Annotated in this window: 18 protein-coding genes; 10 read left to right on the top strand and 8 right to left on the bottom strand. The window is 71.9% G+C overall.

Annotation, left to right across the window (positions count from 1 at the left end):
• Positions 1-42 precede the first annotated feature (42 nt).
• The 4 genes from N6H00_RS29915 (at position 43) to N6H00_RS29900 (ending at position 5,355) form a co-directional block, all read left to right on the top strand.
• The gene (locus N6H00_RS29915) at positions 43-1,224 is read left to right on the top strand and encodes a 4-hydroxybenzoate 3-monooxygenase (RefSeq protein WP_268974939.1); all 1,182 of its coding nucleotides are present in this window, start codon (positions 43-45) and stop codon (positions 1,222-1,224) included.
• A complete protein-coding gene (locus tag N6H00_RS29910; protein ID WP_268974937.1) occupies positions 1,221-2,021 on the top strand; it encodes an IclR family transcriptional regulator in 801 nt (266 codons plus the stop codon). Before N6H00_RS29915 ends, N6H00_RS29910 begins: the two co-directional genes overlap by 4 nt.
• A 432-nt stretch (positions 2,022-2,453) precedes the next feature.
• Positions 2,454-3,905, top strand: a complete 1,452-nt coding sequence (locus N6H00_RS29905; RefSeq protein ID WP_268974936.1) for an MFS transporter — start codon at positions 2,454-2,456, stop codon at positions 3,903-3,905.
• Positions 3,906-3,963: 58 nt separating this feature from the next.
• A complete protein-coding gene (locus N6H00_RS29900; RefSeq protein WP_268974935.1) occupies positions 3,964-5,355 on the top strand; it encodes an FAD-dependent oxidoreductase in 1,392 nt (463 codons plus the stop codon).
• Positions 5,356-5,428: 73 nt separating this feature from the next.
• On the opposite strand, the gene hemE is transcribed toward N6H00_RS29900, so the two are convergent.
• Positions 5,429-6,523, bottom strand: coding sequence for a uroporphyrinogen decarboxylase (gene hemE, locus N6H00_RS29895; RefSeq protein WP_268974934.1), 1,095 nt, complete (start codon positions 6,521-6,523; stop codon positions 5,429-5,431).
• 91 nt (positions 6,524-6,614) lie between these two features.
• Between hemE and N6H00_RS29890 the strand changes: the two genes are divergently transcribed.
• The 5 genes from N6H00_RS29890 (at position 6,615) to N6H00_RS29870 (ending at position 13,198) form a co-directional block, all read left to right on the top strand.
• Positions 6,615-7,346 (top strand): DUF3000 domain-containing protein, encoded by a 732-nt coding sequence (locus tag N6H00_RS29890; RefSeq protein ID WP_268974933.1) that lies wholly within the window; start codon positions 6,615-6,617, stop codon positions 7,344-7,346.
• A 275-nt stretch (positions 7,347-7,621) separates the two neighbouring features.
• Positions 7,622-8,281, top strand: a complete 660-nt coding sequence (locus N6H00_RS29885) for a response regulator transcription factor (protein WP_268974932.1) — start codon at positions 7,622-7,624, stop codon at positions 8,279-8,281.
• A gap of 125 nt (positions 8,282-8,406) precedes the next feature.
• A complete protein-coding gene (locus N6H00_RS29880; RefSeq protein WP_268974931.1) occupies positions 8,407-9,684 on the top strand; it encodes a ribonuclease D in 1,278 nt (425 codons plus the stop codon).
• A gap of 170 nt (positions 9,685-9,854) precedes the next feature.
• The gene (locus tag N6H00_RS29875; RefSeq protein ID WP_268974930.1) at positions 9,855-11,072 is read left to right on the top strand and encodes a thiolase family protein; all 1,218 of its coding nucleotides are present in this window, start codon (positions 9,855-9,857) and stop codon (positions 11,070-11,072) included.
• Complete coding sequence (locus N6H00_RS29870) at positions 11,069-13,198, top strand: 3-hydroxyacyl-CoA dehydrogenase NAD-binding domain-containing protein (RefSeq protein WP_268974929.1); 2,130 nt, start codon at positions 11,069-11,071, stop codon at positions 13,196-13,198. Before N6H00_RS29875 ends, N6H00_RS29870 begins: the two co-directional genes overlap by 4 nt.
• Before the next feature lie 630 nt (positions 13,199-13,828).
• Here N6H00_RS29870 and N6H00_RS29865 read toward each other — a convergent pair.
• Positions 13,829-14,875, bottom strand: coding sequence for a hypothetical protein (locus tag N6H00_RS29865; protein ID WP_268974928.1), 1,047 nt, complete (start codon positions 14,873-14,875; stop codon positions 13,829-13,831).
• A 69-nt stretch (positions 14,876-14,944) separates the two neighbouring features.
• Between N6H00_RS29865 and N6H00_RS29860 the strand changes: the two genes are divergently transcribed.
• Positions 14,945-15,355 carry an NTP pyrophosphohydrolase gene (locus N6H00_RS29860; protein WP_268974927.1) on the top strand — a complete coding sequence of 137 codons (411 nt, stop codon included), beginning with the start codon at positions 14,945-14,947 and terminating at the stop codon, positions 15,353-15,355.
• Between the two features lie 155 nt (positions 15,356-15,510).
• Here N6H00_RS29860 and N6H00_RS29855 read toward each other — a convergent pair whose 3' ends face one another.
• The 6 genes from N6H00_RS29855 to N6H00_RS29830 all read right to left on the bottom strand — a co-directional run bounded on the left by N6H00_RS29855 (position 15,511) and on the right by N6H00_RS29830 (position 24,184).
• A complete protein-coding gene (locus tag N6H00_RS29855) occupies positions 15,511-16,983 on the bottom strand; it encodes an amino acid permease (RefSeq protein ID WP_268977157.1) in 1,473 nt (490 codons plus the stop codon).
• 288 nt (positions 16,984-17,271) lie between these two features.
• Positions 17,272-19,236, bottom strand: a complete 1,965-nt coding sequence (gene dxs / locus N6H00_RS29850) for a 1-deoxy-D-xylulose-5-phosphate synthase (RefSeq protein ID WP_268974926.1) — start codon at positions 19,234-19,236, stop codon at positions 17,272-17,274.
• 167 nt (positions 19,237-19,403) lie between these two features.
• Complete coding sequence (locus N6H00_RS29845; RefSeq protein ID WP_268974925.1) at positions 19,404-20,753, bottom strand: sugar ABC transporter permease; 1,350 nt, start codon at positions 20,751-20,753, stop codon at positions 19,404-19,406.
• A complete protein-coding gene (locus tag N6H00_RS29840; protein ID WP_268974924.1) occupies positions 20,750-21,538 on the bottom strand; it encodes an ATP-binding cassette domain-containing protein in 789 nt (262 codons plus the stop codon). The genes N6H00_RS29845 and N6H00_RS29840 overlap by 4 nt, the downstream gene beginning before the upstream one ends.
• Before the next feature lie 124 nt (positions 21,539-21,662).
• Positions 21,663-22,766 (bottom strand): substrate-binding domain-containing protein, encoded by a 1,104-nt coding sequence (locus tag N6H00_RS29835; protein ID WP_268974923.1) that lies wholly within the window; start codon positions 22,764-22,766, stop codon positions 21,663-21,665.
• Between the two features lie 218 nt (positions 22,767-22,984).
• Positions 22,985-24,184 carry an ROK family transcriptional regulator gene (locus N6H00_RS29830; RefSeq protein ID WP_268977156.1) on the bottom strand — a complete coding sequence of 400 codons (1,200 nt, stop codon included), beginning with the start codon at positions 24,182-24,184 and terminating at the stop codon, positions 22,985-22,987.
• Positions 24,185-24,232 lie beyond the last annotated feature (48 nt).

Raw genomic sequence — 24,232 nt, 5'->3', positions numbered from 1 at the left:
CGAACAAGTCACAGTGGCAAGCCACAGCAAGGGGACAATGTGATGCGCACGACCGTCGGCATCATCGGCGGCGGGCCCGCCGGTCTGCTGCTCGCCCGGCTGCTGCACCGCGCCGGGATCGACTGCGTGGTGCTGGAGAGCCGGGACCGGGCGTACGTCGAGCGGCGCCAGCGGGCCGGAATCCTGGAGCAGGGCACCGTGGACGTGCTGCGGGAGTGCGGCGCCGGCGAGCGCCTGGACCGCGAGGGGCTGCCCCACCACGGCATCGAGCTGCGCTTCGACGGCCGCGGCCACCGCGTGGACTTCCCCTCCGCCACCGGCGGCAAGTCGGTGATGGTCTACGCCCAGACGGAGATCGTCAAGGATCTGATCGCGCTCCAGCTGGACGAGCCCGGCGGCCCCCCGCTGCTGTTCGAGGCCGAGGCGCTGGCCATCGAGAAGCCGGACTCCGCCGCGCCCGTGATCCGCTTCCGCCACCACGGCCGCGAACAGACCCTGACCTGCGACTACGTGGCGGGCTGCGACGGCTTCCACGGCATCGCCCGGCGCGCCGTCCCCGCCGACCGGGTCCGCACCTTCGAGCACGGCTATCCCTACTCCTGGCTCGGTGTGCTGGCCGATGTGGCGCCGTCCTGCGAGGAGCTGATCTACGCTCGCCACGAGCGCGGCTTCGCCCTGCACAGCATGCGTTCCCCTCAGGTCTCCCGGCTCTACCTCCAGGTGCCAGGCGGCACCGACCCGGCCGACTGGCCCCATGAGCGGATCTGGGACGAGCTGTCGGTCCGCTTCGCGCTCGACGGGGACTGGACGCTGGAGCGCGGTCCGATCACCGCCGTCTCGGTCACCCCGATGCGCAGCTTCGTCCAGGAGCCGATGCGCCACGGCCGGCTCTTCCTGGCGGGCGACGCGGCGCACATCGTGCCGCCCACCGGCGCCAAGGGGCTCAATCTGGCCGTCAGCGACGTGATCACCCTGGCCCGTGCGCTGATCCACCAGCAGCAGACCGGCTCGTCCGAGCTGCTGGACGGCTACTCGCGGACCTGTCTGCGCCGGGTGTGGCAGGCCCAGCGGTTCTCGTACTTCATGACGGACACGCTCCACCGGCACCCGGACGCCGGCCCGTTCGAGGACCGGCTGCGGCTCGCGCGGCTGGAGCGGATCGCCTCCTCCCCCACCGCCTCCGCCGAACTCGCCGAGAACTACGTCGGTCTCCCGCTGTCATGACCTCACCACGCCCGCGCACCCCCATGGGCACGCCGCGCTCCCCGGCCCCCCGCCGCCCGGACACCGGCCGCTCGGTCGCGGGCCGGATGCTGGCGGTCCTCGGCGCGTTCGACGCCTCGCACCGCTCGCTGACCCTCACCGCCCTCGCCCGGCGCGCCGGACTGCCGCTGGCCACCGCGCACCGGCTGGTCGCCACGCTCACCCGCTGGGGCGCGCTGGAGCGCGACGCCACCGGGGCGTACCACGTCGGGCTGCGGCTGTGGGAGGTGGCGATGCTCTCACCGCGCGGGGGCGGGGTGCGCGAGGCGGCGCTGCCGTTCATGGAGGACCTGTACGAGGCCACCCACGAGAACGTCCAGCTGGCCGTGCGGGACGGCCTGGAGGTGGTCTACGTGGAGCTGATCTCGGGGCGCTCCGCGGTCCAGGTGCGCACCCGGGTCGGCAGCCGCTGGCCGCTGCACGCCACCGGTGTCGGGCTGGTGCTGCTCGCCTACGGGCCGCCCCGGCTGGCCGAGCAGGTGTGCGCCCGCCCGCTGCGGCGCTACACCGAGATGACGATCCAGGACCCGCACCGGCTGCGGGCCGTCCTCGCCGAGGTGCGGCGCACCGGGATCGCGGTCAGCGAGCGGCAGATCACCATGGAGGGGCTGTCCATCGCCGCCCCGGTGCGCGGGCCGGGCGGTGAGGTGGTGGCCTCGCTGTCGGTGGTGGTGCCGGCCGGGGAGGGGGTAGCCCCGGGGCTGATCCCGGCCGTACGGGTCGCGGCCCACGGCATCTCCCGCACCCTCGCCGCCTAGGGTCTTTCCCGCCGCCCCGATGACGTCCGGTGGGCCGGACGCATGCGCGGCCGCCGCCGGGGCTCTCGGGGCGAAAGCGTCCCGGCCGGGGCCGGCCGGGACGCTGGGGCCGGCCGGAAGACCGGGACTGAGAAGCCCATCGCCCGGCGCCCGGCGCCCGGCGCCCGGGGGCACGCTCGCGGCTCACCGCGCGAGAGACCAGGCCGGGACCCGGGTCACCGGCACTGGCGTGGCGGTGGCGCCGAACCGGCGGATCGCGGCCGGACAGGCCACAGTGACCGTGGGCTCCGGGTCAACCCCTCGTCACCAAGGCTTCCGGTCACTGGAAGAACCCGGAGCGCGTCTTGCCGGGGCGGGTGCCCGGCCACATTCTGTGTGGCACACACCGCGCCGTCGAGCGTGCAGCCCGCGCCCGAAGGGGGACCCCGGGACATGCCCGAAGTGACCGCTGAGCCCGCCGCGCAGGGGCGGGCGACCTCCCGGGGCGGCTGGCAGCCGTACCACACCCTGTGGGCCATGCTGCTGGGCGGCTGGCTCTTCAGCTACGCCGACCGCACCATCACCGGCCCGGTCGTCACCTGGCTGATCGACCACGACCACGGCATGCTGGGCTCCGCGAGTCATCCGCACGCGCTCGGCGGTCTGATCGGCAGCCTCTTCTTCGCGGGCTACATGCTGACCCAGTTCCCCGGCGGCTATCTCGGCGACCGCTTCGGGCACCGCACGATGCTCGCGGTCTCGCTGCTGTGGGCGGGGGTCACGACCCTGGCCAGCGGCATGATGACCGGGCTGATCGCCTTCGTCGTGCTGCGGGTGCTGACCGGGCTCGGCGAGGGCGTCTTCTACTCCAACGACCGCTCGCTGATCGCCCAGCGCACCCCGCCCGCCAAGGCCGGTCTGGGCATGGGCGTCGCCATCACCGGACTGTCCATCGGACTGACGGTCGCGACCATCAGCGCGCCGTATCTGATCGACTGGGGCGGGGCGGCGTTCGGCGCGGAGGACGCCTGGCGGATGCCGTTCCTGGTGCTGGGCGGGGCCACGCTGGCGTTCGGCTGGGCCACCGCGGTCTATATGCGCCGTATCGGCGGCCCGCTCAAGGCCACCGGCTCCACCCTGCGGCTGCTGGGGATCTCGGTGGTGCTGTGCGCCGCGGTCATGGTGGTCTACCTGATCGCCGACGGGGCGGGGATGCCGAGCTGGGGCGTGGCCGTCCTGGAGTGCGTGCTGGCGTTCCTGCTGATCGGGGCGATCTTCACCCGGCGGAGCACCCGGCTGGGCGCGGTCTCGCGGAACCGCAATGTGCTGCTGCTCAGCTTCGCCTTCATCGCGGTCATGTGGAATCTGTGGTTCTTCAGCTTCTGGTCGGTGTCGATCGTCGCGGACGCCGCCCACAGTTCGTTCCAGAACGCCGCGCTGGTGGCCACCTTCAACGCGGGCGCGGGCATCCTCGGCTTCCCCGTCGGGGGCCGGCTCTCGGATCGGGCGAAGGCCCGGGGGTGGGGGCGGCGGCCGCTGCTGATCGCGTTCACCGTGGTCCAGGGGGTGCTGGTGCTGGTGTTCGCCGCGTATCTACAGACCCATGACAAGCCCTCCCTCTGGGTGATGTCCGTGCTGCTCTTCGTGACCAGCCTGTTCTTCAACGCGCTCCAGCCGATGGCGCACGCGCTGCTGAGCGATGTGGTCGGCGCCACCGAACGGGGCGCGGCCTTCGGCCTGTTCAACCTGGTCGGGGAGATCGGCGCGGTGATCAGCCCGGCGCTCAGCGGCACCCTCTTCGACACGTACGGCAGCTGGACGCACGCGGTGTACATCGACGGCGCGCTGATGCTCCTGAGCGCCGTGCTGTACGTGCTGATCCGGGAGCACGCCGCACGCGCATAGGTTGGTCCCACGACAGCCGGACATCCAGTGCCGGACATCCAGTGGTGGAGGGGCGAACATGGCGGCGGCACGGCGCATGGTGGTCATCGGGGGCGACGCGGCGGGCATGTCGGCCGCGTCGCAGGCGCGCAGGCTCAGGAGCCGGAGCGAGCTGGAGATCCTCGCCTTCGAGCGGGGCCCATTCACCTCGTACTCGGCCTGCGGCATCCCCTACTGGGTCGGCGAGCTGGTGGACGGCCCCGATGAGCTGGTCGCCCGTACGCCCGAGGCGCACCGGGGCCGCGGGATCGACGTACGGACGCACACCGAGGTGGTCGAGATCGACCTCGCCGGGCAGCGGGTCCTGGCGCGGGACCTCGACCCGCGCGGTACGGGCGAGCGCTGGCACGGCTTCGAGGACCTGGTCATCGCCACCGGCGCGCGGCCGCGCCGCCCCGCCATGCCGGGGATCGACGCGCCCGGTGTGCACGGGGTGCAGACCCTGGAGCACGGGCGGGCGCTGCTGGAGACCCTGGAGTCGACCCGGGTCGAGCGGGCGGTCGTGATCGGCGCCGGATACATCGGGGTGGAGATGGCCGAGGCGCTCATGCGGCGCGGCTGCCGGGTCACCGTCCTCGAACGCGGTGAGCAGCCCATGTCCACGCTCGACCCGGACATGGGGCGGCTGGTGCGCGAGGCGATGTCGGGGCTCGGCATCGACACCGTGACCGGTGCCGAGGTCACCGAGGTGGTCACGGGCGAGGACGGCCGGGTACGGGCCGTGGCCACCAAGGTCGACGAATACCCCGCCGATCTGGTGATCCTGGGCCTCGGCGTGGCCCCCGAAACCGGGCTCGCCCAGGAGGCGGGGCTGCCGGTGGGCGACCACGGCGGGCTGCTGACCGATCTGGCCATGCGCGTGCGCGGTTACGACAACATCTGGGCGGGCGGCGACTGTGTCGAGGTCCTCGATCTGGTGTCCGGCCGCACCCGGCACATTCCGCTGGGCACCCACGCCAACAAGCACGGCCAGGTCATCGGCTCCAACGTGGGCGGCGACTACGCGACCTTCCCCGGTGTCGTCGGCACCGCCGTCAGCAAGGTCTGCGATCTGGAGATCGCCCGCACCGGGCTGCTGGAGGCCGAAGCGACCGCCGTGGGGCTGAAGTTCGAGACGGTCACGATCGAGTCGACCAGCCGGGCCGGGTACTACCCGGACACCCGGCCGATGACGGTGAAGATGCTCGCCGAGCGGCGCACCGGACGGCTGCTCGGCACGCAGATCGTCGGCCGCGAGGGCGCGGGCAAACGGGTCGACATCGCGGCGGTCGCGCTGACCGCCGGGATGACGGTGGAGCAGATGACCGCGCTGGACCTGGGCTACGCCCCGCCGTTCTCCCCGGTGTGGGACCCGGTGCTGGTGGCGGCGCGCAAGGCGGCGGCGACGGTACGGCAGGCCGAGCGCCGCTGAGCCCGCCGCGCGGGCGGTATCGGGGCCGTGCCCGGAGCCGGGGCGGCCCCTGGGAGCCGCTCGGGGGCGCCGGTCAGTTCGCGCCGCCCTCGCTCCTGGTGTGCACGTATTCGACGAGCCGGGTCAGCGCGTCCGGGTCGGTGCTGGGCAGAACGCCGTGGCCGAGGTTGAAGATATGCCCCTCCAGCCCCCGGGCCGCCGCCAGCACCTCGTCCGCCTTGGCCTCGACGGCCGTACGCGGGGCGAAGAGCACGGCGGGGTCCAGGTTGCCCTGGAGGGCCTTGCCCGGGCCGACCCGCCGGGCGGCCTCGTCCAGCGGCACCCGCCAGTCGACGCCGACGACGTCCGCGCCCGCCTCGCCGAGCAGCCCGAGCAGCTCACCGGTGCCCACACCGAAGTGGATGCGCGGCACACCGTATCCGGCGACGGCCTCGAAGACCTTCGCGGAGGCGGGCAGCACGCTGCGGCGGTAGTCGGCGGGGGCCAGGGCGCCCGCCCAGGAGTCGAAGAGCTGGATCGCCGAGGCGCCCGCCTCGATCTGCACCTTCAGGAAGGCGGAGGTGATGTCCGCGAGCCGGTCGAGCAGGGCGGCCCAGAGCGCCGGGTCGCCGTACATGAGCGCCTTGGTGTGCTCGTGGTTGCGCGAGGGGCCGCCCTCGATCAGATAGCTGGCGAGTGTGAAGGGGGCGCCCGCGAAGCCGATGAGCGGGGTCGGCCCGAGCTCGCCGACGAGCGCCCCGACGGCCTCGGTGACGTACTTCACATCGTCCGGGTCGAGCGGGCGCAGCCGCTCCAGATCGGCCCGGCTGCGGACCGGCCGCTCGACGACGGGCCCGACACCGGGCTTGATGTCGAGGTCGACGCCGATGGCCTTGAGCGGTACGACGATGTCGCTGAAGTAGACCGCCGCGTCCACCCGGTGCCGGCGCACCGGCTGCAGGGTGATCTCGGTGATCAGGTCGGGCCGCATGCAGGAGTCGAGCATCGCGATGCCCTCACGCAGCTTGCGGTACTCCGGGAGCGAGCGCCCCGCCTGCCGCATGAACCACACCGGTGTATGAGGCACCGGCTCCCGGCGGCAGGCCCGCAGGAAGGCCGAATCGGCTGTGGCACGGGCCGCGGCACGGCCGGACTGCTGCTGGCCCGAGGGCCGCTCGTTGGGGCTCATGCACCAAATCTTCGCACGGGCCGAACGAGTGACCCGCCAACCCGGGTGTTCCTCCCCGGTTGGGGCCCTCACTACGCCTAGTCTTCCGGGCATGGCAGCGGTTCAAGGACACCTCTCGAACGGTGCTGACGGCCCTGACGGCACGGACGCGGGCGGTGAGGACACCCCGCCCGCCTTCCGGCATGCCGTCGCCGCGCTGCGCGGTGTGCGGGTGCGGCCCGAGGTGGAGCTCGATCCGACCCCACCCCCGCGTCGGCTCGCACCCTACTCGTACGCGCTGGAGGCGGTGGTCACCGGCGCGTCCGGCGACGACGAGGAGCTGGCCGAGGGGCGGCTGATCCTGCTGCACGACCCGGCCGGACACGACGCCTGGCGCGGCACCTTCCGCCTGGTCACGCTGGTCCACGCCGACCTGGAGCCGGAGATCGCGGCGGATCCGCTGCTGCCCGAGGTGTGCTGGTCCTGGCTCACCGGCGCCCTGGAGGCACGCGGCCTGTCCTACGGGGCGCCCAGCGGCACGGTCACCCGGGCGAGCTCGCACTACTTCGGCGCGATGGGCGAGCGGGAGCCGTCGACCCGGATCGAGATCCGGGCCTCCTGGACCCCGTCCGACCACCCGGCCCCCGAACCGGCCCACCCCGGCCCGCGCCCTCCGGAGCCGACGGCAGAGGGCACCACCGAACCGCCGGGCGCGCCGGACACCGCGGCGCATCTGGCCGCCTGGTGCGACCTCCTGTGCCAGATCGCCGGCCTGCCCCCGGCAGGGACCACCGAGGCGGGGGTCGTCTCCCTGCCCCAGCGACGGGGCCCCCAGGCACGCTGAGTGCCGTAGGGGTCCCGGCACGGGGACCTTCCGGCCGGGGACGCCCCGCTACGGTGCCTGGCTGAGCGCAGAGTCCCCGGGTTCTCGGGTCTTCCGACCGGTGGCACCTCCCAGCGGTAGCTGGGGGAGAACCGAGCCTAAAAGACCAGCACTGATCGATCAGTCGTCCTAATTGCCCGAATTGTTACTCACCAAATCGTGATCATTCTCTAAAGCCGGACCGTATCGGTGCCGAAGGACGTGGTGACCCGTCCCACCACTTCCCAGGAGGCCTGGTGTCTGTTCTCCTCGAGCAACCGTCCAGCCTGGTCGCCTACCGCCCGAACAAGCCGACGGCCATGGTCGTCGTCGCCGACCCCCGCGTTCGTTCCACCGTCACCCGTCACCTGTGGGCCCTCGGGGTGCGCGACGTCATCGAGGCGTCGTCCATCGCGGAGGCCCGTCCCCGTATCGGCAACCCGCGCGACATCTGCGTCGCCGACGTCCACCTCCCCGACGGCTCCGGCCTGACGCTGCTGTCCGAGACCCGCGCCGCGGGCTGGCCCAACGGGCTGGCCCTGTCCGCCGCCGATGACATCGGCGCCGTACGGAACGCGCTGGCCGGTGGCGTCAAGGGCTACGTCGTCACCGGCACCCGCACCAACCTCGGCATCCCGGGCCGTCCCGGCGCCACCCCGCTCGGCGCCGCCGCCCGGATGCACCGTCGCCCGCCGGGCGCCCCCGGCCACCCGGGCGGCTACCGGGAGCTGTCGGGCCGCGAGGTCGAGGTGCTGAGGCTGGTTGCGGAGGGCCAGTCCAACAAGGCCATCGGCGTCTCGATGGGCCTGTCCGCACTCACCGTGAAGAGTCACCTCGCCCGGATCGCCCGCAAGCTCGGCACCGGCGACCGGGCCGGAATGGTCGCGGTCGCGCTGCGCACCGGGATCATCCACTGAGCTGTACCGCCCGGCGCCCCTCACCGGCCCGGTTCGCCTGCGAAGGGGCGGTCCCCGCGCCCGTCGACGGAACGTTCCGTCGACGGGCGCCCTGCGTTACCGCCGCACACAGCTACCCTTGACAGGTGACCGACGCCCAAGAGACCGCAGCAGAGACGACACTGCGAACCACCGGGGGCGCCCCTCCGGACGACCTCCCCCCGGCGCCGGTCCCCTTGCTGGAGCCGCGTGAGGGCATCCCGCCCGTCACCGCCGACGCGGACGCGCTCGCCGAGGTCGTCGCGGCCTTCGCCGCGGGCCATGGCCCGGTGGCCGTCGACGCCGAGCGCGCCTCCGGCTACCGCTACGGGCAGCGGGCCTATCTGGTCCAGCTGCGCCGGGCCGGAGCGGGGACCGCACTGATCGACCCCGTCGGCTGCCCCGACCTGTCGGGTCTGGGCGCCGCGATCGCCGACGCCGAGTGGGTGCTGCATGCCGCGACCCAGGATCTGCCGTGTCTGCGTGACATAGGCATGATCCCGTCCCGGATCTTCGACACCGAACTCGCGGGCCGGCTGGCCGGTTTCGCCCGGGTGGGGCTGGGCGCCATGGTCGAGAACATCCTCGGATACGCCCTGGAGAAGGGCCACTCCGCCGTCGACTGGTCCACCCGTCCGCTGCCCGAGCCCTGGCTGCACTACGCCGCGCTCGATGTCGAGCTGCTGGTCGACCTGCGCGACGCGCTGGAGGAGGAGCTGACCCGGCAGGGCAAGCTGGACTGGGCGCACCAGGAGTTCGCGGCCATCGCCGCGGCCCCGCCCGCCCCGCCGCGCAAGGACCCCTGGCGGCGGACGTCGGGGATGCACAAGATCCGAAGGCGCCGGCAGATGGCCGTGGTGCGCGAGTTGTGGACGGCCCGGGACCGGATCGCCCAGCGCCGCGATGTCTCACCGGGCAAGGTGCTGGGCGACGCGGCGATCGTGGAGGCCGCGCTGGCCCTGCCCGCGAACGTCCGGGCGCTGGCCGCGCTGAGCGGTTTCGGCCATCGGATGAGCCGGCGTCAGCTGGAGCAGTGGCAGGCCGCGGTGGACCGGGCGCGGGCCCTGCCCGAGGCAGACCTTCCGCAGCCGGGCCAGCCGGTGGCCGGGCCGCCCCCGCCCCGGGCGTGGGCGGACAAGGACCCGGCCGCGGCGGCACGGCTCGCCGCGGCGCGCGCGGCCGTCACCCAACTGGCGGAACAGCTGAATCTTCCGCAGGAGAACCTGATCGCCCCGGACACCGTCCGGCGGCTGTGCTGGGAGCCGCCGGCCGAGCCGACGGCGGACGCGGTCGCCTCCGTTCTCGCTGGTCACGGCGCCCGCGCCTGGCAGATCGACCAGGTGACCCCGGCGCTGACGGCCGCCTTGCTGGCGCCCCCGGCGTGATGTGACGCGCGTGGACCGGCGGCGGGCGCCGCCGGTCCACGGCTGTGACCTTCAACCCTCCGGTCGCGAGGACTGGGCAGCTTGGTTACTCATAAGTAGCATGAGGGTGTGACGGCGCGCCCCCGGGCGTGCCCGCAGCAGTGCCATCCCGCACCTGGAGGAGAGCCAACGTGCCTCGTACCGCTAGGGACGTCGTCTTCGTCGACGGCGTCCGGACCCCATTCGGCAAGGCGGGCCCGAAGGGCATCTACCACGAGACCCGCGCCGACGACCTGGTCGTCAAGTGCATCCGGGAGCTGCTGCGCCGCAACCCGGACCTGCCGCCGGAGCGCATCGACGAGGTGGCCATCGCCGCGACGACGCAGATCGGCGACCAGGGGCTGACCATCGGCCGCACCGCGGGCATCCTGGCCGGGCTGCCCCAGTCGGTCCCCGGCTACGCCATCGACCGGATGTGTGCCGGTGCGATGACGGCCGTGACGACGACCGCCGGGTCCATCGCCTTCGGCGCGTACGACGCCGTCGTCGCGGGCGGTGTGGAGCACATGGGCCGCCACCCCATGGGCGAGGCCGTCGACCCCAACCCGCGCTTCGTCTCGGAGAAGCTGGTCGACGAGTCGGCCCTGTTCATGGGCATGACGGCGGAGAACCTCCACGACCGGCTGCCACACCTCACCAAGGAGCGCGCCGACGAGTTCGCGGTGCGCAGCCAGGAGAAGGCCGCCAAGGCGTACGCCAATGGCAAGATCCAGCAGGACCTGGTGCCGGTCTCGGTGCGCCGGACCAGCCCCGAGGGCGGGGAACTGGGCTGGGGCCTGGCGACCGCCGACGAGCCGATGCGGCCGGGCACCACACTGGAGGGCCTGGCCTCGCTGAAGACCCCGTTCCGCCCGCACGGCCGGATCACCGCCGGTAACTCCGCGGGGCTCAACGACGGCGCCACCGCCTCGCTGATCGCCGCCGAGGACGTCGCCCGGGAGCTGGGGCTGCCGGTGCGGATGCGCCTGGTCTCCTTCGCCTTCGCGGGCGTCGAGCCCGAGGTGATGGGCTACGGCCCGGTCCCGGCCACCAAGAAGGCCCTCGCCAAGGCCGGTCTGTCGATCGAGGACATCGGCCTGTTCGAGATCAACGAGGCGTTCGCGGTCCAGGTCCTGTCGTTCCTGGACCACTACGGCATCGCGGACGACGATCCGCGCGTCAACCAGTACGGCGGCGCGATCGCCTTCGGCCATCCGCTGGCCTCCTCCGGTGTGCGGCTGATGACGCAGCTGGCCCGGCAGTTCGAAGAGCAGCCGCAGGTCCGTTACGGCATCACGACCATGTGCATCGGCTTCGGCATGGGTGGCACCGTGATCTGGGAGAACCCGCACTTCGAGGGGAACAAGTGACCAACACCGCAGAGCTTCTCAAGGGAGCGGCCGAGCTGTTCCCAGGCGAGGTCGTGACGCAGGCGCACGTCCGCCACCTCGATCTCCCCCAGGGCGCGGGCCGGTTCGCGCTCATCACGCTGGACAACGGCCTGGACCACACCAAGCCCACCACCTTCGGCCCGGCCTCGCTCGCCCAGCTCAACACGGCGATCGACCAGGTCGAGAAGGAGGCCGCGGACGGCGAGATCACCGGTGTCGGCATCACCGGCAAGCCGTTCATCTTCGCCGTGGGCGCCGACCTCAAGGGCGTCGAGCTGCTGAAGCGCCACGAGGACGCGCTGGCCATCGCCAAGGGCGGCCACGACGTCTTCAAGCGGCTGGCCAACCTGGCCGTGCCCACCTTCGCGTACTACAACGGCGCGGCGATGGGCGGTGGCGTCGAGGTCGGGCTGCACTGCTCCTACCGCACCGTCTCCGCGGCCCTGCCCGCCTTCTCGCTGCCCGAGGTGTTCCTGGGCCTGGTCCCCGGCTGGGGCGGCTGCACCCTGCTGCCGAACCTGATCGGCGCCGACCGCGCGGTCTCGGTCATCATCGAGAACTCCCTCAACCAGAACAAGCAGCTGAGGGGCGAGCAGGTCTACGAGCTCGGGATCGCGGACGCGATCTTCGAGGGCGCGGACTTCCTGGAGCAGTCGCTGATCTGGACCGCCTCCGTCCTCAAGGGCGAGATCGAGGTCGTACGGCCCGAGATCGACCGCGGTGACGCGTGGCACGAGGCCATCGTGCGCGGCCGGGCCATCGCCGACAGCAAGGTGCACGGGGCGGCCCCGGCCGCCTACCGCGCGCTGGAGATCATCGACGCCGCCCGCAACGGCGACCTCGCCCGCGGCTATGAGGCCGAGGAGAAGGCGCTCGCCGACCTGATCATGGGCGGCGAGCTGCGCAGCGGCATCTACGCTTTCAACCTGGTGCAGAAGCGCGGCAAGCGCCCGGCCGGCGCCCCGGACAAGTCGCTGGCGCGCCCGGTCTCCAAGGTGGGTGTCGTGGGCGCGGGCCTGATGGCCTCGCAGCTGGCGCTGCTGTTCGCGCGGCGGCTGGAGGTGCCGGTCGTGCTGACCGACATCGACCAGGAGCGCGTCGACAAGGGTGTGGGCTATGTCCACGGCGAGATCGACAAGCTGCTGCTCAAGGGCCGGATCAACCAGGACAAGGCCAACCGGCTCAAGGCCGCGGTGACCGGGTCGCTGGACAAGGCCGCCGCCTTCTCTGACGCCGACTTCGTCATCGAGGCCGTCTTCGAGGAGATGGGCGTCAAGCAGCAGGTGTTCGCCGAGGTCGAGGCGGTCGTGCCGGAGCACGCCATCCTCGCCACCAACACCTCCTCGCTGTCGGTGTCCGAGATGGCGTCCCAGCTCAAGCACCCCGAGCGGGTCGTGGGCTTCCACTTCTTCAACCCGGTCGCGATCCTGCCGCTGCTGGAGATCGTCCGCGGTGAGAAGACCGATGACGCGGCGCTGGCCACCGCCTTCGGCGTGGCCAAGAAGCTGAAGAAGACCGCCGTCCTGGTCAAGGACGCCCCCGCGTTCGTGGTCAACCGGATCCTGACCCGCTTCATGGGCGAGATCCAGAACGTCATCGACGAGGGCACCCCGGTCGAGGTCGCCGAGCGCGCGGTGGAGCCGCTGGGGCTGCCGATGTCCCCGCTGGTACTGCTGGAGCTGGTCGGCCCGGCGATCGGTCTGCACGTCTCCGAGACGCTGCACGGCGCGTTCCCGGACCGCTTCACGGTCTCGGAGAACCTCAAGCGCGTGGTCGAGGCGGGCAAGCGCGGCTTCTACGTGCACGACTCCGGAAAGCCGGAGCTGGACCCGGAGGTCGCCGCGCTGCTCCAGCAGGGCGACACCGTCCTGACCGAGGAGCAGGTGCGCGCCCGGGTGCTGGACGCCGTGGCGCAGGAGATCGGCCTGATGCTCGAGGAGGGCGTCGTCGCCGAGGCGCAGGACATCGACCTGTGCCTGATCACCGGCGCGGGCTGGCCCTTCCACCTGGGCGGCATCACGCCGTACCTGGACCGCGAGGGCATCTCGGAGCGGGTGAACGGCAAGACGTTCCTGGCTCCGGGCGTGGCGAGCGTCCCGGCGTAACGACGAAGCGGTGCGACGAGCGCCGGGTGAGCCCGAGAAATCGGCCCGCCCGGCGCTTGTCGCGTTCCGCGCTCGTGCCGCCGGCACCCGTACCGCTCCGGCGGCCCTCCCTCCAGAAGACCGACCCCCGTACGAGGGCGTTGATGCCGGATGCCGGGCCGGGCGCCCGCCGCCGGGCGGCGGGCCGATGGAGGCGGGGCCGGTGGAGGCGTCCGTGGCCGGGGGCCGAGGTCGATGCCGGACAGCAGGGGGCGGGGTACCCCTCTGGAAACTGATTGACAAATCAGTTGCGTCAGATCAAGCGTTATCCAGGGGGTACCCGGCGGGGCTGCCTGCCCGCAGTCCGGCGGAGCCCCGGCCACCCAGCACGGAAGCCGCATGGCAGGTCGCTGATCGAGGTTGCCTCGGACAGCGACCTGGTCAGCGAATGCCTCTACCGCCACGGCGCAGCAGTGCCCGGTGCGTCGGCACCAAGGGTGAGCAGCCTGCACCTGCTGGCCGCCACGCGGAGGACCGGATGACATCACCGTCTCGACGCGCGGTCCGGCCCCGCGTGAGGGCGGGGCGCCCGCTGCCGCTACGAGCGTGAGGCCGGCACAGCCGCTTTGTGCGACGCGCCGCCGCGTCCCCTCAGCCGCGTCCCACGCGGGTCCACGCCTCGAGTGCCAGTCCGGCCTCGTCGGTCTTCTGGCGGGCCACCAGCAGCCCTCCGTCCAGCCCCAGCGCGGCCAGCACCACCCGGCTCTGCCCGTCGATCGCCAGTGCCGGGGTGTGGGCGCCCGGCTCGCCCGAGGGTGTCCACCACACCCCCGCCGCCTCGTCCTCGCAGGGGTAGGCGGCGACCGCCAGCGCGCCGGTCGCGGTGTCCCGGTGGGCCAGGACGGTGCAGTCGTGGCCGTCGACCACGGCGCGCACCGCGGCGACCGGGCCGGTGCCCGTCGCCCCGCCCAGCCGTGCGGGGGCCGGGGCGTCCGGCCGCCAGGCCAGGACCTCACCGCTGTGGGCGTCGCGCCAGTAGTGGGTGAGGGTGCCGGGGCTGCTCTCCACCGCGGACGCCGAATCCGGCTGGGCGTCGGCGGGGATGTCCTCGCCCCGCTGCGGGGCGGCGCCGGGCTTGGGCTGGTACCAGCGCAGCGCGGCGCCCTTCCCGGCCGGTGCGAACAGCTCCAGACGGCCGTCGGCGGTCGCGGCCGCCGACAGGCCGTCCAGCAGGTGCGTGCCCTTCCAGTCGGTCCAGCGTTCCCATGTCCCCTTGGGGTCCTGCCGCCGCGCGCTCACCCCGCCCCCGGCGTTGCGGACGAAGACGCGGAGTGCGCCGGTGGAGTCCAGGGCCGCGGCCGGCGGGCCGATCCGCCGCGCCTTGGCGCGGTCCTTGGGGTGCGGGGTGCCCAGGGAGTGCCACGCGGTCAGGGGACGCCCGGTCTGGAACTGGGTGGCGTGGACGATGTCGACCCGCGGCCCGTCCTTGTCCTCCGTACGCCGCGTCCCCAGCAGATGGGCGTAGCCGTCGGCGCCCTGAGCGACCGTCACCTGAGACAGCCCGGGGACCTCGATCAGCCACGGTCCGGTCCAGGACGATCCGCCGGGGCGGTCCTCGGTCCAGCGGGCGACACCGCCCGCCACCTGCGCGTAGGCCGTGAGCCTGCCGTCCTTGCCGCGGAGCAACCGCAACGCCATGGCTCGCTGCCAACCTTCCCCGAGCCGTTACCTCCGAATGAACGATGTCCATAGTAATTTGCTCGGACTATGGATGGCCTTGTGGTGGTCGATACCGCCAATGTGATCGGCTCGGTACCCGACGGCTGGTGGCGTGACCGCCGCGGCGCCGCCGAGCGGCTCCGCGACCGTCTGGCCGGCCTTTCCGGGGCCGGACTCCCGCCCCGTCCGGGCGTGCCCGACTGGGCCACCCGCCCTCCGGTGGACATCGTGATGGTCGTCGAGGGCGCGGCGCGCGGGGTCGAGCCGGCGGGGCACGTACGGGTGGAGGACGCGCCGGGCAGCGGCGACGACCACATCGTGGCGGTGGTGGCGGACGCCCGCGAAAAGGGGCGGGACTGCCTGGTGGTGACGGCGGACCGGGGGCTGCGGGCGCGGGTCATGGACCTGGGCGCGCAGGTGACGGGCCCCCGGACGGTCCGCCCGGACGTCTCGTCGTAGGGCCCTGCCCAGGCCCGTGCCGGATGTCTCGTCATGGGGCCCTGCCCAGGCCCGTGCCGGACGTCTCGTCATGGGGCCCTGCCCAGGCCCGTGCCAGGCGCAGCCGGGTGCCGTAGGCCCGCCGCAGGCCCCTGCCCGGCGTCTCGCGAACCGCCCTACTCCGTACGCGCCCCCACCTCGGTCACCCGGCTATGGCGGTGGCCGTACAGGAAGTAGACGACCAGGCCGATGACCATCCACACCGCGAACCGCAGCCAGGTCTCGGCGGGCAGATTGAGCATCAGCCACACCGAGGCGGCCACCGACAGCATCGGCAGCACCGGCACCCAGGGCGTGCGGAAGGCGCGCGGCAGGTCGGGCCGGGTGCGGCGGAGGATGGGCACACCGAGTGCGACCACGACGAAGGCGAAGAGCGTGCCGATGTTCACCAGGGCCGCCAGCTGGGAGATGCTGGTGAACCCGGCGACGACGGCGATGAGCACGCCGAGCAGGATCGTCGAGCGGTACGGCGTGCCGAAGCGCGGGTGCACCCGGGAGAAGAACCTGGGCAGCAGCCCGTCCCGGCTCATCGCGAAGAACACCCGGCTCTGGCCGAGCAGCAGGATCATGCACACCGTGGTGAGCCCGACCGCCGCGCCGAAGCTGATGACGCCCGCGTAGAAGGGGTGCCCGGTGGCCTTGAAGGCGTCGGCGAGCGGGGCGTCCACGGACAGCCGGGTGTACTTCTGCATCCCGGTGACCACGATGGACACGGCGACGTAGAGCGCGGTGCAGATGAGGAGCGAGCCGAGGATGCCGCGGGGCATGTCCCGCTGGGGGTGCCTGGTCTCCTCCGCCGCGGTCGCCACGACGTCGAAGCCGATGAAGGCGAAGAAGACCACGGCGGCGGCGGTGAAGATGCCCTCGACGCCGAAGGTCGTCGGCTGGTAGCCGAACATCAGCTGGATCAGGGGCGCGCCGAAGCCGGAACCCGAGATCGTGCCCTTGGCCTCGGGGATGAAGGGGTGGTAGTTGGCCGGGTCGATGAAGAAGGAGCCCGCGATGATGACGAGCAGCACCACGGCCACCTTGATCGCGACGACCACCGAGGTGACGCGTGCGGAGAGCTTCATCCCGAGGACGAGGATCGCGGTGATCACCAGCACCAGCGCGGCGGCGAGCACGTCGAAGGAGAAGCCGTGTGCCACGTCGGGGCCGGACAGCGCACTGGGCAACCGCCAGTCGGCGTTGGCCAGCAGGGAGCGGATGTAGCCGGCCCAGCCGACCGCGACCACGGCGGTGCCGAGCGCGAACTCCAGCACCAGGTCCCAGCCGATGATCCAGGCGGGCAGCTCGCCCAGTGAGGCGTACGAGAAGGTGTACGCGGACCCGGCCACCGGCACGGTCGAGGCGAACTCGGCGTAGCAGAGGGCGGCCAGCCCGCAGACGATGCCCGCGACGATGAAGGCGAGCGCGGTCGCGGGGCCCGCCTGCTGCTTGGCGACGGCTCCGGTGAGGACGAAGATGCCGGTGCCGATGATCACGCCGACGCCGAAGACCGTGAGGTCCAGGGCGGACAGCGACCGGGTCAGGGCGTGCTCGGGCTCCTCGGTGTCCCTGATGGACTGTTCGATCGACTTCGTCCGCAGGTACCCGCGCCGGACCGTACGGCCGGAGCCGTCGGCGCCGCTACCAGGGCCGCCGCCGGGTTTCCGCTCGCTCACCGGTGCCACCTCCACGCCTGCCCGTGCCCCGTGCGCGCCCATGGTTCTGCCAGACGGGCGGGAGCGCGGCGCGCACACCCGGGGCGCACGCCGATTCACCCGATGGGGGCGGGGTCGCGGGACGGACGCTGGGCCGGTCGGAGCAGGAAACGCTCCGGCCGGCCCAGCGGGGAAGGCGTTGTGGGGCGGGGGCGGGGGCGGTGGCCCGGTGGCTCAGTCGCGCACCGGCTCGGCCGTCGTCGACCGGGTCACACCGGCGCCCTGGGAGCCCGCGCCCGCGGACTCGTTCCCGTAGCGCCCGCCGATCCGCGAGACCAGCCCGGTGACCTGCCGGGCGATGTCCGGCGCGGTCAGCCCGATCTCCGCCATGATCTCCTTACGGGAGGCATGGTCGAGGAAGCGCGGCGGGATGCCGAAGTCGCGCACCGGCATGTCGACGCCCGAGTCGCGCAGCGCCTGGGCGATGGCGGAGCCCACTCCGCCGACCCGGCTGTTGTCCTCGACGGTGACGACGACGCGGTGGCGCTCGGCGAGGGCGGGCAGCTCCTCGTCGACCGGCTTGACCCAGCGCGGGTCGACCACCGTAGTGGAAATGCCCTGTTTGTCGAGAAGCTCGGCGACCTCCAGGCACATCGGGGCCAGCGCGCCCACCGACACCAGCAGCACATCGGGCCGGTCCCGGTCGGCCGCCGCGGGCTCCCGCAGCACGTCCATACCGCCGATCCTGCCGACGGCCGCGACCGCCGGGCCCACCGCGCCCTTGGAGTAGCGCACCACGGTCGGCGCGTCCGCCACCTCCACGGCCTCGCGCAGCTGGGCGCGGACCTGGTCGGCGTCGCGCGGGGCGGCGATCCGCAGGCCCGGGACGACCTGGAGGAGCGACATGTCCCACATGCCGTTGTGCGAGGCCCCGTCGGTACCGGTGATACCGGCGCGGTCCAGGACGAACGTCACCCCGCACTTGTGCAGGGCCACATCCATCAGGACCTGGTCGAAGGCGCGGTTGAGGAAGGTGGCGTAGACGGCGAAGACCGGGTGGAGTCCGCCGGTGGCGAGCCCGGCCGCGGAGACCGCCGCGTGCTGCTCGGCGATGCCCACGTCGTAGACCCGGTCCGGGAAGCGCTTGGCGAACTCGGTGAGCCCGACCGGGTGCAGCATGGCCGCCGTGATCGCGACGATGTCCTCGCGCTCCTCGCCGAGCTTGACCATCTCCTCGCCGAAGACCGAGGTCCAGTCGGCACCGCCGGCCGAGATCGGCAGTCCGGTGTCCGGGTGGATCTTGCCGACGGCGTGGAAGCGGTCCGCCTCGTCCTGAAGGGCGGGCTGGTAGCCGCGGCCCTTCTCGGTGAGGCAGTGCACGATGACCGGGCCGCCGAAACGCTTCGCCCGGTGCAGCGCCGACTCCAGCGCCTCGATGTCGTGGCCGTCGATCGGGCCGACGTACTTCAGCCCGAGGTCCTCGAACATGCCCTGTGGGGTGATGAAGTCCTTCAGCCCCTTCTTGGCGCCGTGCAGGGTCTCGTACAGCGGCCTGCCGACGACCGGGGTGCGCTCCAGCAGGTCCTTGCCGCGGGCCAGGAAGCGCTCATAGCCGTCGGTGGTACGGAGGGTGGCGAGGTGGTTCGCGAGGCCGCCGATGGTCGGGCCGTAGGAGCGCTCATTGTCGTTGACCACGATGACCAGCGGACGGTTCTTGGCGGCGGCGATGTTGTTGAGCGCCTCCCAGGCCATACCGCCGGTCAGCGCGCCGTCACCGATCACGGCGACCACATGGTCCTGCTTGCCCAGCAGCTCATTGGCCTTGGCGATGCCCTCGGCCCAGCCCAGGACGGTCGAGGCGTGGCTGTTCTCGATGACGTCGTGCTCGGACTCGGCCCGCGAGGGATAACCGGACAAACCGCCCTTGCTCTTGAGCTTGGAGAAGTCCTGCCGGCCGGTGAGCAGCTTGTGCACATAGCTCTGGTGCCCGGTGTCCAGCAGCACCTTGTCCCGGGGCGAGTCGAAGACCCGGTGCAGGGCGATGGTCAGCTCCACCACGCCGAGATTGGGGCCGAGATGACCACCGGTCTTGGAGACGGCGTCGACGAGAAAGGTGCGGATCTCCGCGGCCAGCTGGTCCAGCTCCTCCGGAGCGAGCCGGTCCAGATCGCGCGGTCCCGTGATGCGGGTCAGCAGCACCCGTGCCTCCTTGCTTCGAGCGTCTCCATGGAACCTTGCCGTCCGCCCGAGTCTAATGTTCCGTCCACCGGCCGGAAGACCGGAGCACCCGGAAGCCCTGCGGCGCCTGTACACACGGCTGCCCGGCGCCTCCGGGGAGGCACCGGGCAGCCGGCCGGACATCGGGGCTAACCGCGACCCGCGGAACGCTGTGTCCTCCGCGACACCGAGTCGATGACGACGGCGGCCAGCAGCACACCGCCGGTGATCATGTACTGGACGGAGTTCGCGACGCCCAGCAGGTTCATCCCGGACGAGATGGAGCCGATGACCAGCATGCCGAGCAGCGCCGACCAGACCGAGCCGCGGCCGCCGAAGAGGCTGGTGCCGCCGATGACCGCGGCCGCGATGGCCTCCATCAGCAGGTTGCCGGTGCCGGCCTGCTGGCTGGCGGAGCCGACCCGGGAGGCGATCATGAGTCCGCCGCACGCGGCCATCAGCCCGGCCAGCGAGTACACCGAGATCCGGATGGCGACCACGTTGATACCCGCACGGCGGGCGGCCTCGACGCTGCCGCCCAGGGCGATCACCTTGCGCCCGTAGGAGGTGCGGCGGACCACGAAGTCGAGGATCACGAGGACCGCCACGAAGATCACCAGGCCGAGCGGCAGCCCCTTGTACTCGTTGAGCCGCCACGCCGCGGCGAAGACGATCACGGCGAGCACGGCCGTCCGCACCAGGATCTCGCTCAGCGGCCGCGAGGGTATGCCGACCGCCTTACGGCGCCTGCTGTCCAGGAACTGGGCGAGGAAGAAGCCCGCCGTGGCGACCGTGGCCGCCCCGTACGCCGCGATGAGCTGGCTGAAGTAATGCGCGGTGAGCGTACGCACGAAGCTGTCGTCGTCGATGCTGATGGTGCCGGTGGTGCCGAGCACCTGGAGCATCAGACCGTTCCAGGCCAGCAGACCGGCCAGGGTCACGACGAAGGCGGGGACACCGATCTTGGCGAAGAAGAAGCCGTGCACCGCGCCGAGGGCCGCGCCGCTGGCGAGCGCGGCGATCACCGCGATCCCCTCGGGCACCCCGTGGTTGACGTTGAGCACCGCCAGGGTGGCCGCGGCCAGACCGCTGACCGAACCGACGGACAGGTCGATCTCACCGAGCAGCAGCACGAAGACGATGCCGACCGAGATCATGCCGGTGCCGCCGAGCAGGATGGACAGGTCGGAGAGGTTCTTGGGCGAGAGGAAGGCGCTGTCCTTCCACTGGAAGACCGCCCAGATGATGGCGATGCCGACGATGACCGGGACCGCGCCCAGATCACCGCTGCGCATCTTGCGGCCGAACTCCGTCAGATAGCCCTTGAACCCCTCCTGGCGGACCAGCAGCCGGGGGTCGACGACGGTGACCGCCTCCTTGGCGACGGGGTTGGCGTCGGCCGGGACGCTCGCCTTGTTGTCGCCCTTGCCATTCTTGCCGCCGCCCTTGTTGCCGCCGTTCGACGGGCCGCCGTTGGCCTTGTGGACATTGGTGGTCACTTGGCGACCTCCCCGGTACGCGCCTTACGGCGGGTCACGGCGTTGTCCGTGGCGCCGGTGATGGCGGAAATGATCTCTTCCTGAGAGGTGCTCTGCACATCGAAGGTGCCGTTGTTGCGGCCCAGCCGCAGCACCGCGACCCGGTCCGCGACGGCCTTGACGTCGGCCATGTTGTGGCTGATGAGGATGACGGCGAGGCCGCGGTCGCGCAGCCGCTCGACCAGGTCCAGGACCTGCGCGGTCTGCTCGACGCCGAGGGCGGCGGTCGGTTCGTCCAGGATCACCAGCTTGGGCTCGCCGAGCATCGAACGGGCGATGGCGACGGTCTGCCGCTGGCCGCCCGAGAGCGAGGCGATCGGAATCCGCACGCTGGGGATGCGGATCGACAGGGTCTGGAGCAACTCACGGGAGCGCCGCTCCATTTCGACCTCGTCGAGCACCCCGGCGCGCAGGATCTCGCGGCCGAGGAAGAGGTTGCCGACGACGTCGATGTTGTCGCAGAGGGCGAGGTCCTGGTAGACGGTCGCGATGCCCAGCTCCTGGGCGTCATGCGGCCGGGTGACCTGGACGGGCTTGCCCTGCCACTCGAGAACGCCCTCGTCGGCGGGGCCGACTCCGGCGATGGTCTTGACGAGGGTCGACTTGCCGGCGCCGTTGTCGCCCACCAGGGCGACGACTTCACCGGCGTGGACCTCCAGATGGATGTCGGTGAGCGCCTGGACGGCGCCGAACCGCTTGGAGATCCCGCGCAACGCCAACACGGGTCCGTTCGGCACGATGGCCATCTCCGTTCCGGGCAGGGAGATCCCTGCTGTGTGACGGAGGGGAGAGCGCACTCTCCCCTCGGATGGGGGGTATCGGGGGGGGGCGGGCGGGCCGGCCACGGGGGTTACGGGCGGCCCCGCGCCGCTACTTCAGGAGACCGGCCTCTTCGCACGCCGCCTTGTACTTGGCGGTGCAGATCTGGTCGACCTTGTAGATCCCGTCCTTGATGACGGTGTCCTTGATGTTCTCCTTGGTCAGCGAGACCGGGGTGATCAGCGTCGCCGGAATGTCCTTGGTGGTCGGGCTGTCGACCGTGTTGGACTCGTTGACCTTCTCCCCGCGGCCGAGCGCGACGGCCATCTCCGCGGCGGCGGTGGCCTCGTCCAGGTAGGACTTGTAGACGCTCATGTACTGCTCACCGGAGATCACCCGGCGCACGCCCTCGATTTCGGCGTCCTGGCCGGTGACCGGGGGCAGCGGGTCGACGCCGCCGCTCTTGAGCGCGGTGATCGCGCCGCCCGCCATGCTGTCGTTGGCCGAGTAGACGCCGACGATGTTGTCCTTGCCGAGCGAGGAAATGGCGCCCGTCATGGCCTCGTTGGCCTTGTCCGCCAGCCAGCGGTCCACGTCGTAGGACTTGCCGATGTTCACCTTGCCCTTCAGCACGGAGAGGGCGCCCTTCTTGAACATGGCGGCGTTGGGGTCGGCCTCCCAGCCGTTGAGCATGACGATCTTGCCGCTCTTGGCCTTGCTGCCCAGCGCCTTGAGCAGCGCCTGGCCCTGGACCTTGCCGACCGTCTCGTTGTCGAACGAGGTGTAGGCGGAGACCGGGCCCTCGGCGAGCCGGTCGTAGGCGACCACCGGGATACCGGCCTCGTCGGCCTTCCGGACCGAGCTGGCGATCGACTTGGAGTCCACCGAGTCGAGGATGATCGCGTCAACCTTCTTGGTGATCATCGAGTCGACCTGCTGCTGCTGGAGCGAGGGGTCCGACTTGGCGTTGACGTAAACGATCTTGCAGTCCGCACAGATCGCCTTGACCTTCTCGGTGACGAAAGGCCGGTCGAAATTCTCGTATCTCGCCGTCTGGTCCTCGGGCAGTAGCAGCCCGATGGTGAGCGGACCGGTCTTCTTCTTCTCATCCGACTTCTTGTCGCCGGCCTCCTTCGCCGAACCACATGCGGCGAGGGCGACAGTCATGGAGACGACAGAAGCGGCGAGGGCGACGCGACGCATCGTTGCGTTCATTGGGGGTGACCTCCCTGACGAGGCCGCGTCATTGCGGCCGAGGTGGCTCGAAGTCAACTCGGCCGCCAACATGGCGTCAAGAAGTAAATCCTTAACGAGATGGCAACGGTGCCATTCGTTATCTGAGTGAACGCAGTCGTACAGGCCGGATAGACGGAGCGTGACCGGACAAAGGCGTTCAGGCAAGACCTGAGCCACCAGCCGCGGTCCCCCGGCGGTCAGGTGAGGGCCGGAGTCCCCGCCGAGAGCGCCCCGTCCAGCAGCGTCGAATCCCCCATCTCGCTGAGCACCAGCGCGAGTGCGCCCAGCACCTCGGCCCGGCCGCCGAGCGCCCCGGGCATCACCGACAGCTGCTGGGCCGCGCTGGGGATCGCGTATCGCGCGACCGACTCCCGGATCGGGCCCAGCACCAGCTCCCCCGCCTCGGCGAGATGACCGCCCAGCACCATCCGGCTGGGGTTGATCAGATTGCAGAGGTTGGCCACCCCGCTGCCGATGTGCCGGCCGACGTCCGCGATCACCCGCCGGCAGCCCGGATCGCCCTCGCGGGCCAGCTGCACCATGCGCTCCACGGTCAGGTCCGCGCCATGGCTGGAATGCAGCAGCGGCAGCACATACCGGGCCGCGGTGAAGGTCTCCAGACAACCGCGGTTGCCGCAGCGGCACACCGGCCCCGACTCGTCGAGGGTGATGTGGCCGATCTCGCCCGCCGTGCCGCCGGGGCCGCGGTAGATCTTCCCGCTGATCACCAGCCCGGCGCCGACACCGTCGGCGACCTTGATGTACGCGAGGTCGCCGACCCCGCGCCCGGAGCCCCAGACCAGCTCGCCGAGGGCGCCGAGGTTGGCGTCGTTGTCCACGTGCACCGGCACCCCGAGCCGCTGGGCCAGGTCGTCGCGCGGGTTGGTGCCCGCCCAGCCCGGCAGGATCGCGGTCGAGCCCAGCGTGCCGGTCTCCACATCGATCGGGGCGGGCACGCCCAGACCGACGCCGACCACCTTGTCCTGGCTCAGGCCGCTGGCCGTGATCAGCCTGCTGACCAGCTGCTCCGCCCGGTCCAGCCCCTGCGAGGAGGAGGCGTCCACATCCAGCGGCTCGGCCTCCTCGGCCAGCACCTGATGGGCGAGGTTGCCGATGGCGACGCGCAGATGCGTATGGCCGAAGTCCACGCCGACGACGATGCCCGCGTCCCCGCTGAGCGAGACGCTGCGCGCCCGGCGGCCGCCCGCCGAGGTGGGGGTGACCTCGACCGTCCCGCCGTCCTTGAGCTCACGCACGATGTTGGAGACGGTGGCGGCGGACAGCCCGGTGGACCGGGCGATCTCCGCCTGGGTCAGCGAGCCCGCCATGCGCACCGCACGGACCACCCGCTCGAGATTGGCCCGGTGCAGCGACGACTGCGATCCCGGAGTCTCCACGCCCATCCACTCCCGCCTTCGCGAGCGGCACGACGGCCGCTCCGCAGG

Origin of the sequence: Streptomyces sp. S465 (assembly GCF_026898115.1) — a bacterium.
GTDB classification, from domain to species: domain Bacteria; phylum Actinomycetota; class Actinomycetes; order Streptomycetales; family Streptomycetaceae; genus Streptomyces; species Streptomyces luomodiensis.
This window is presented reverse-complemented; position numbering and strand designations above follow the sequence as displayed.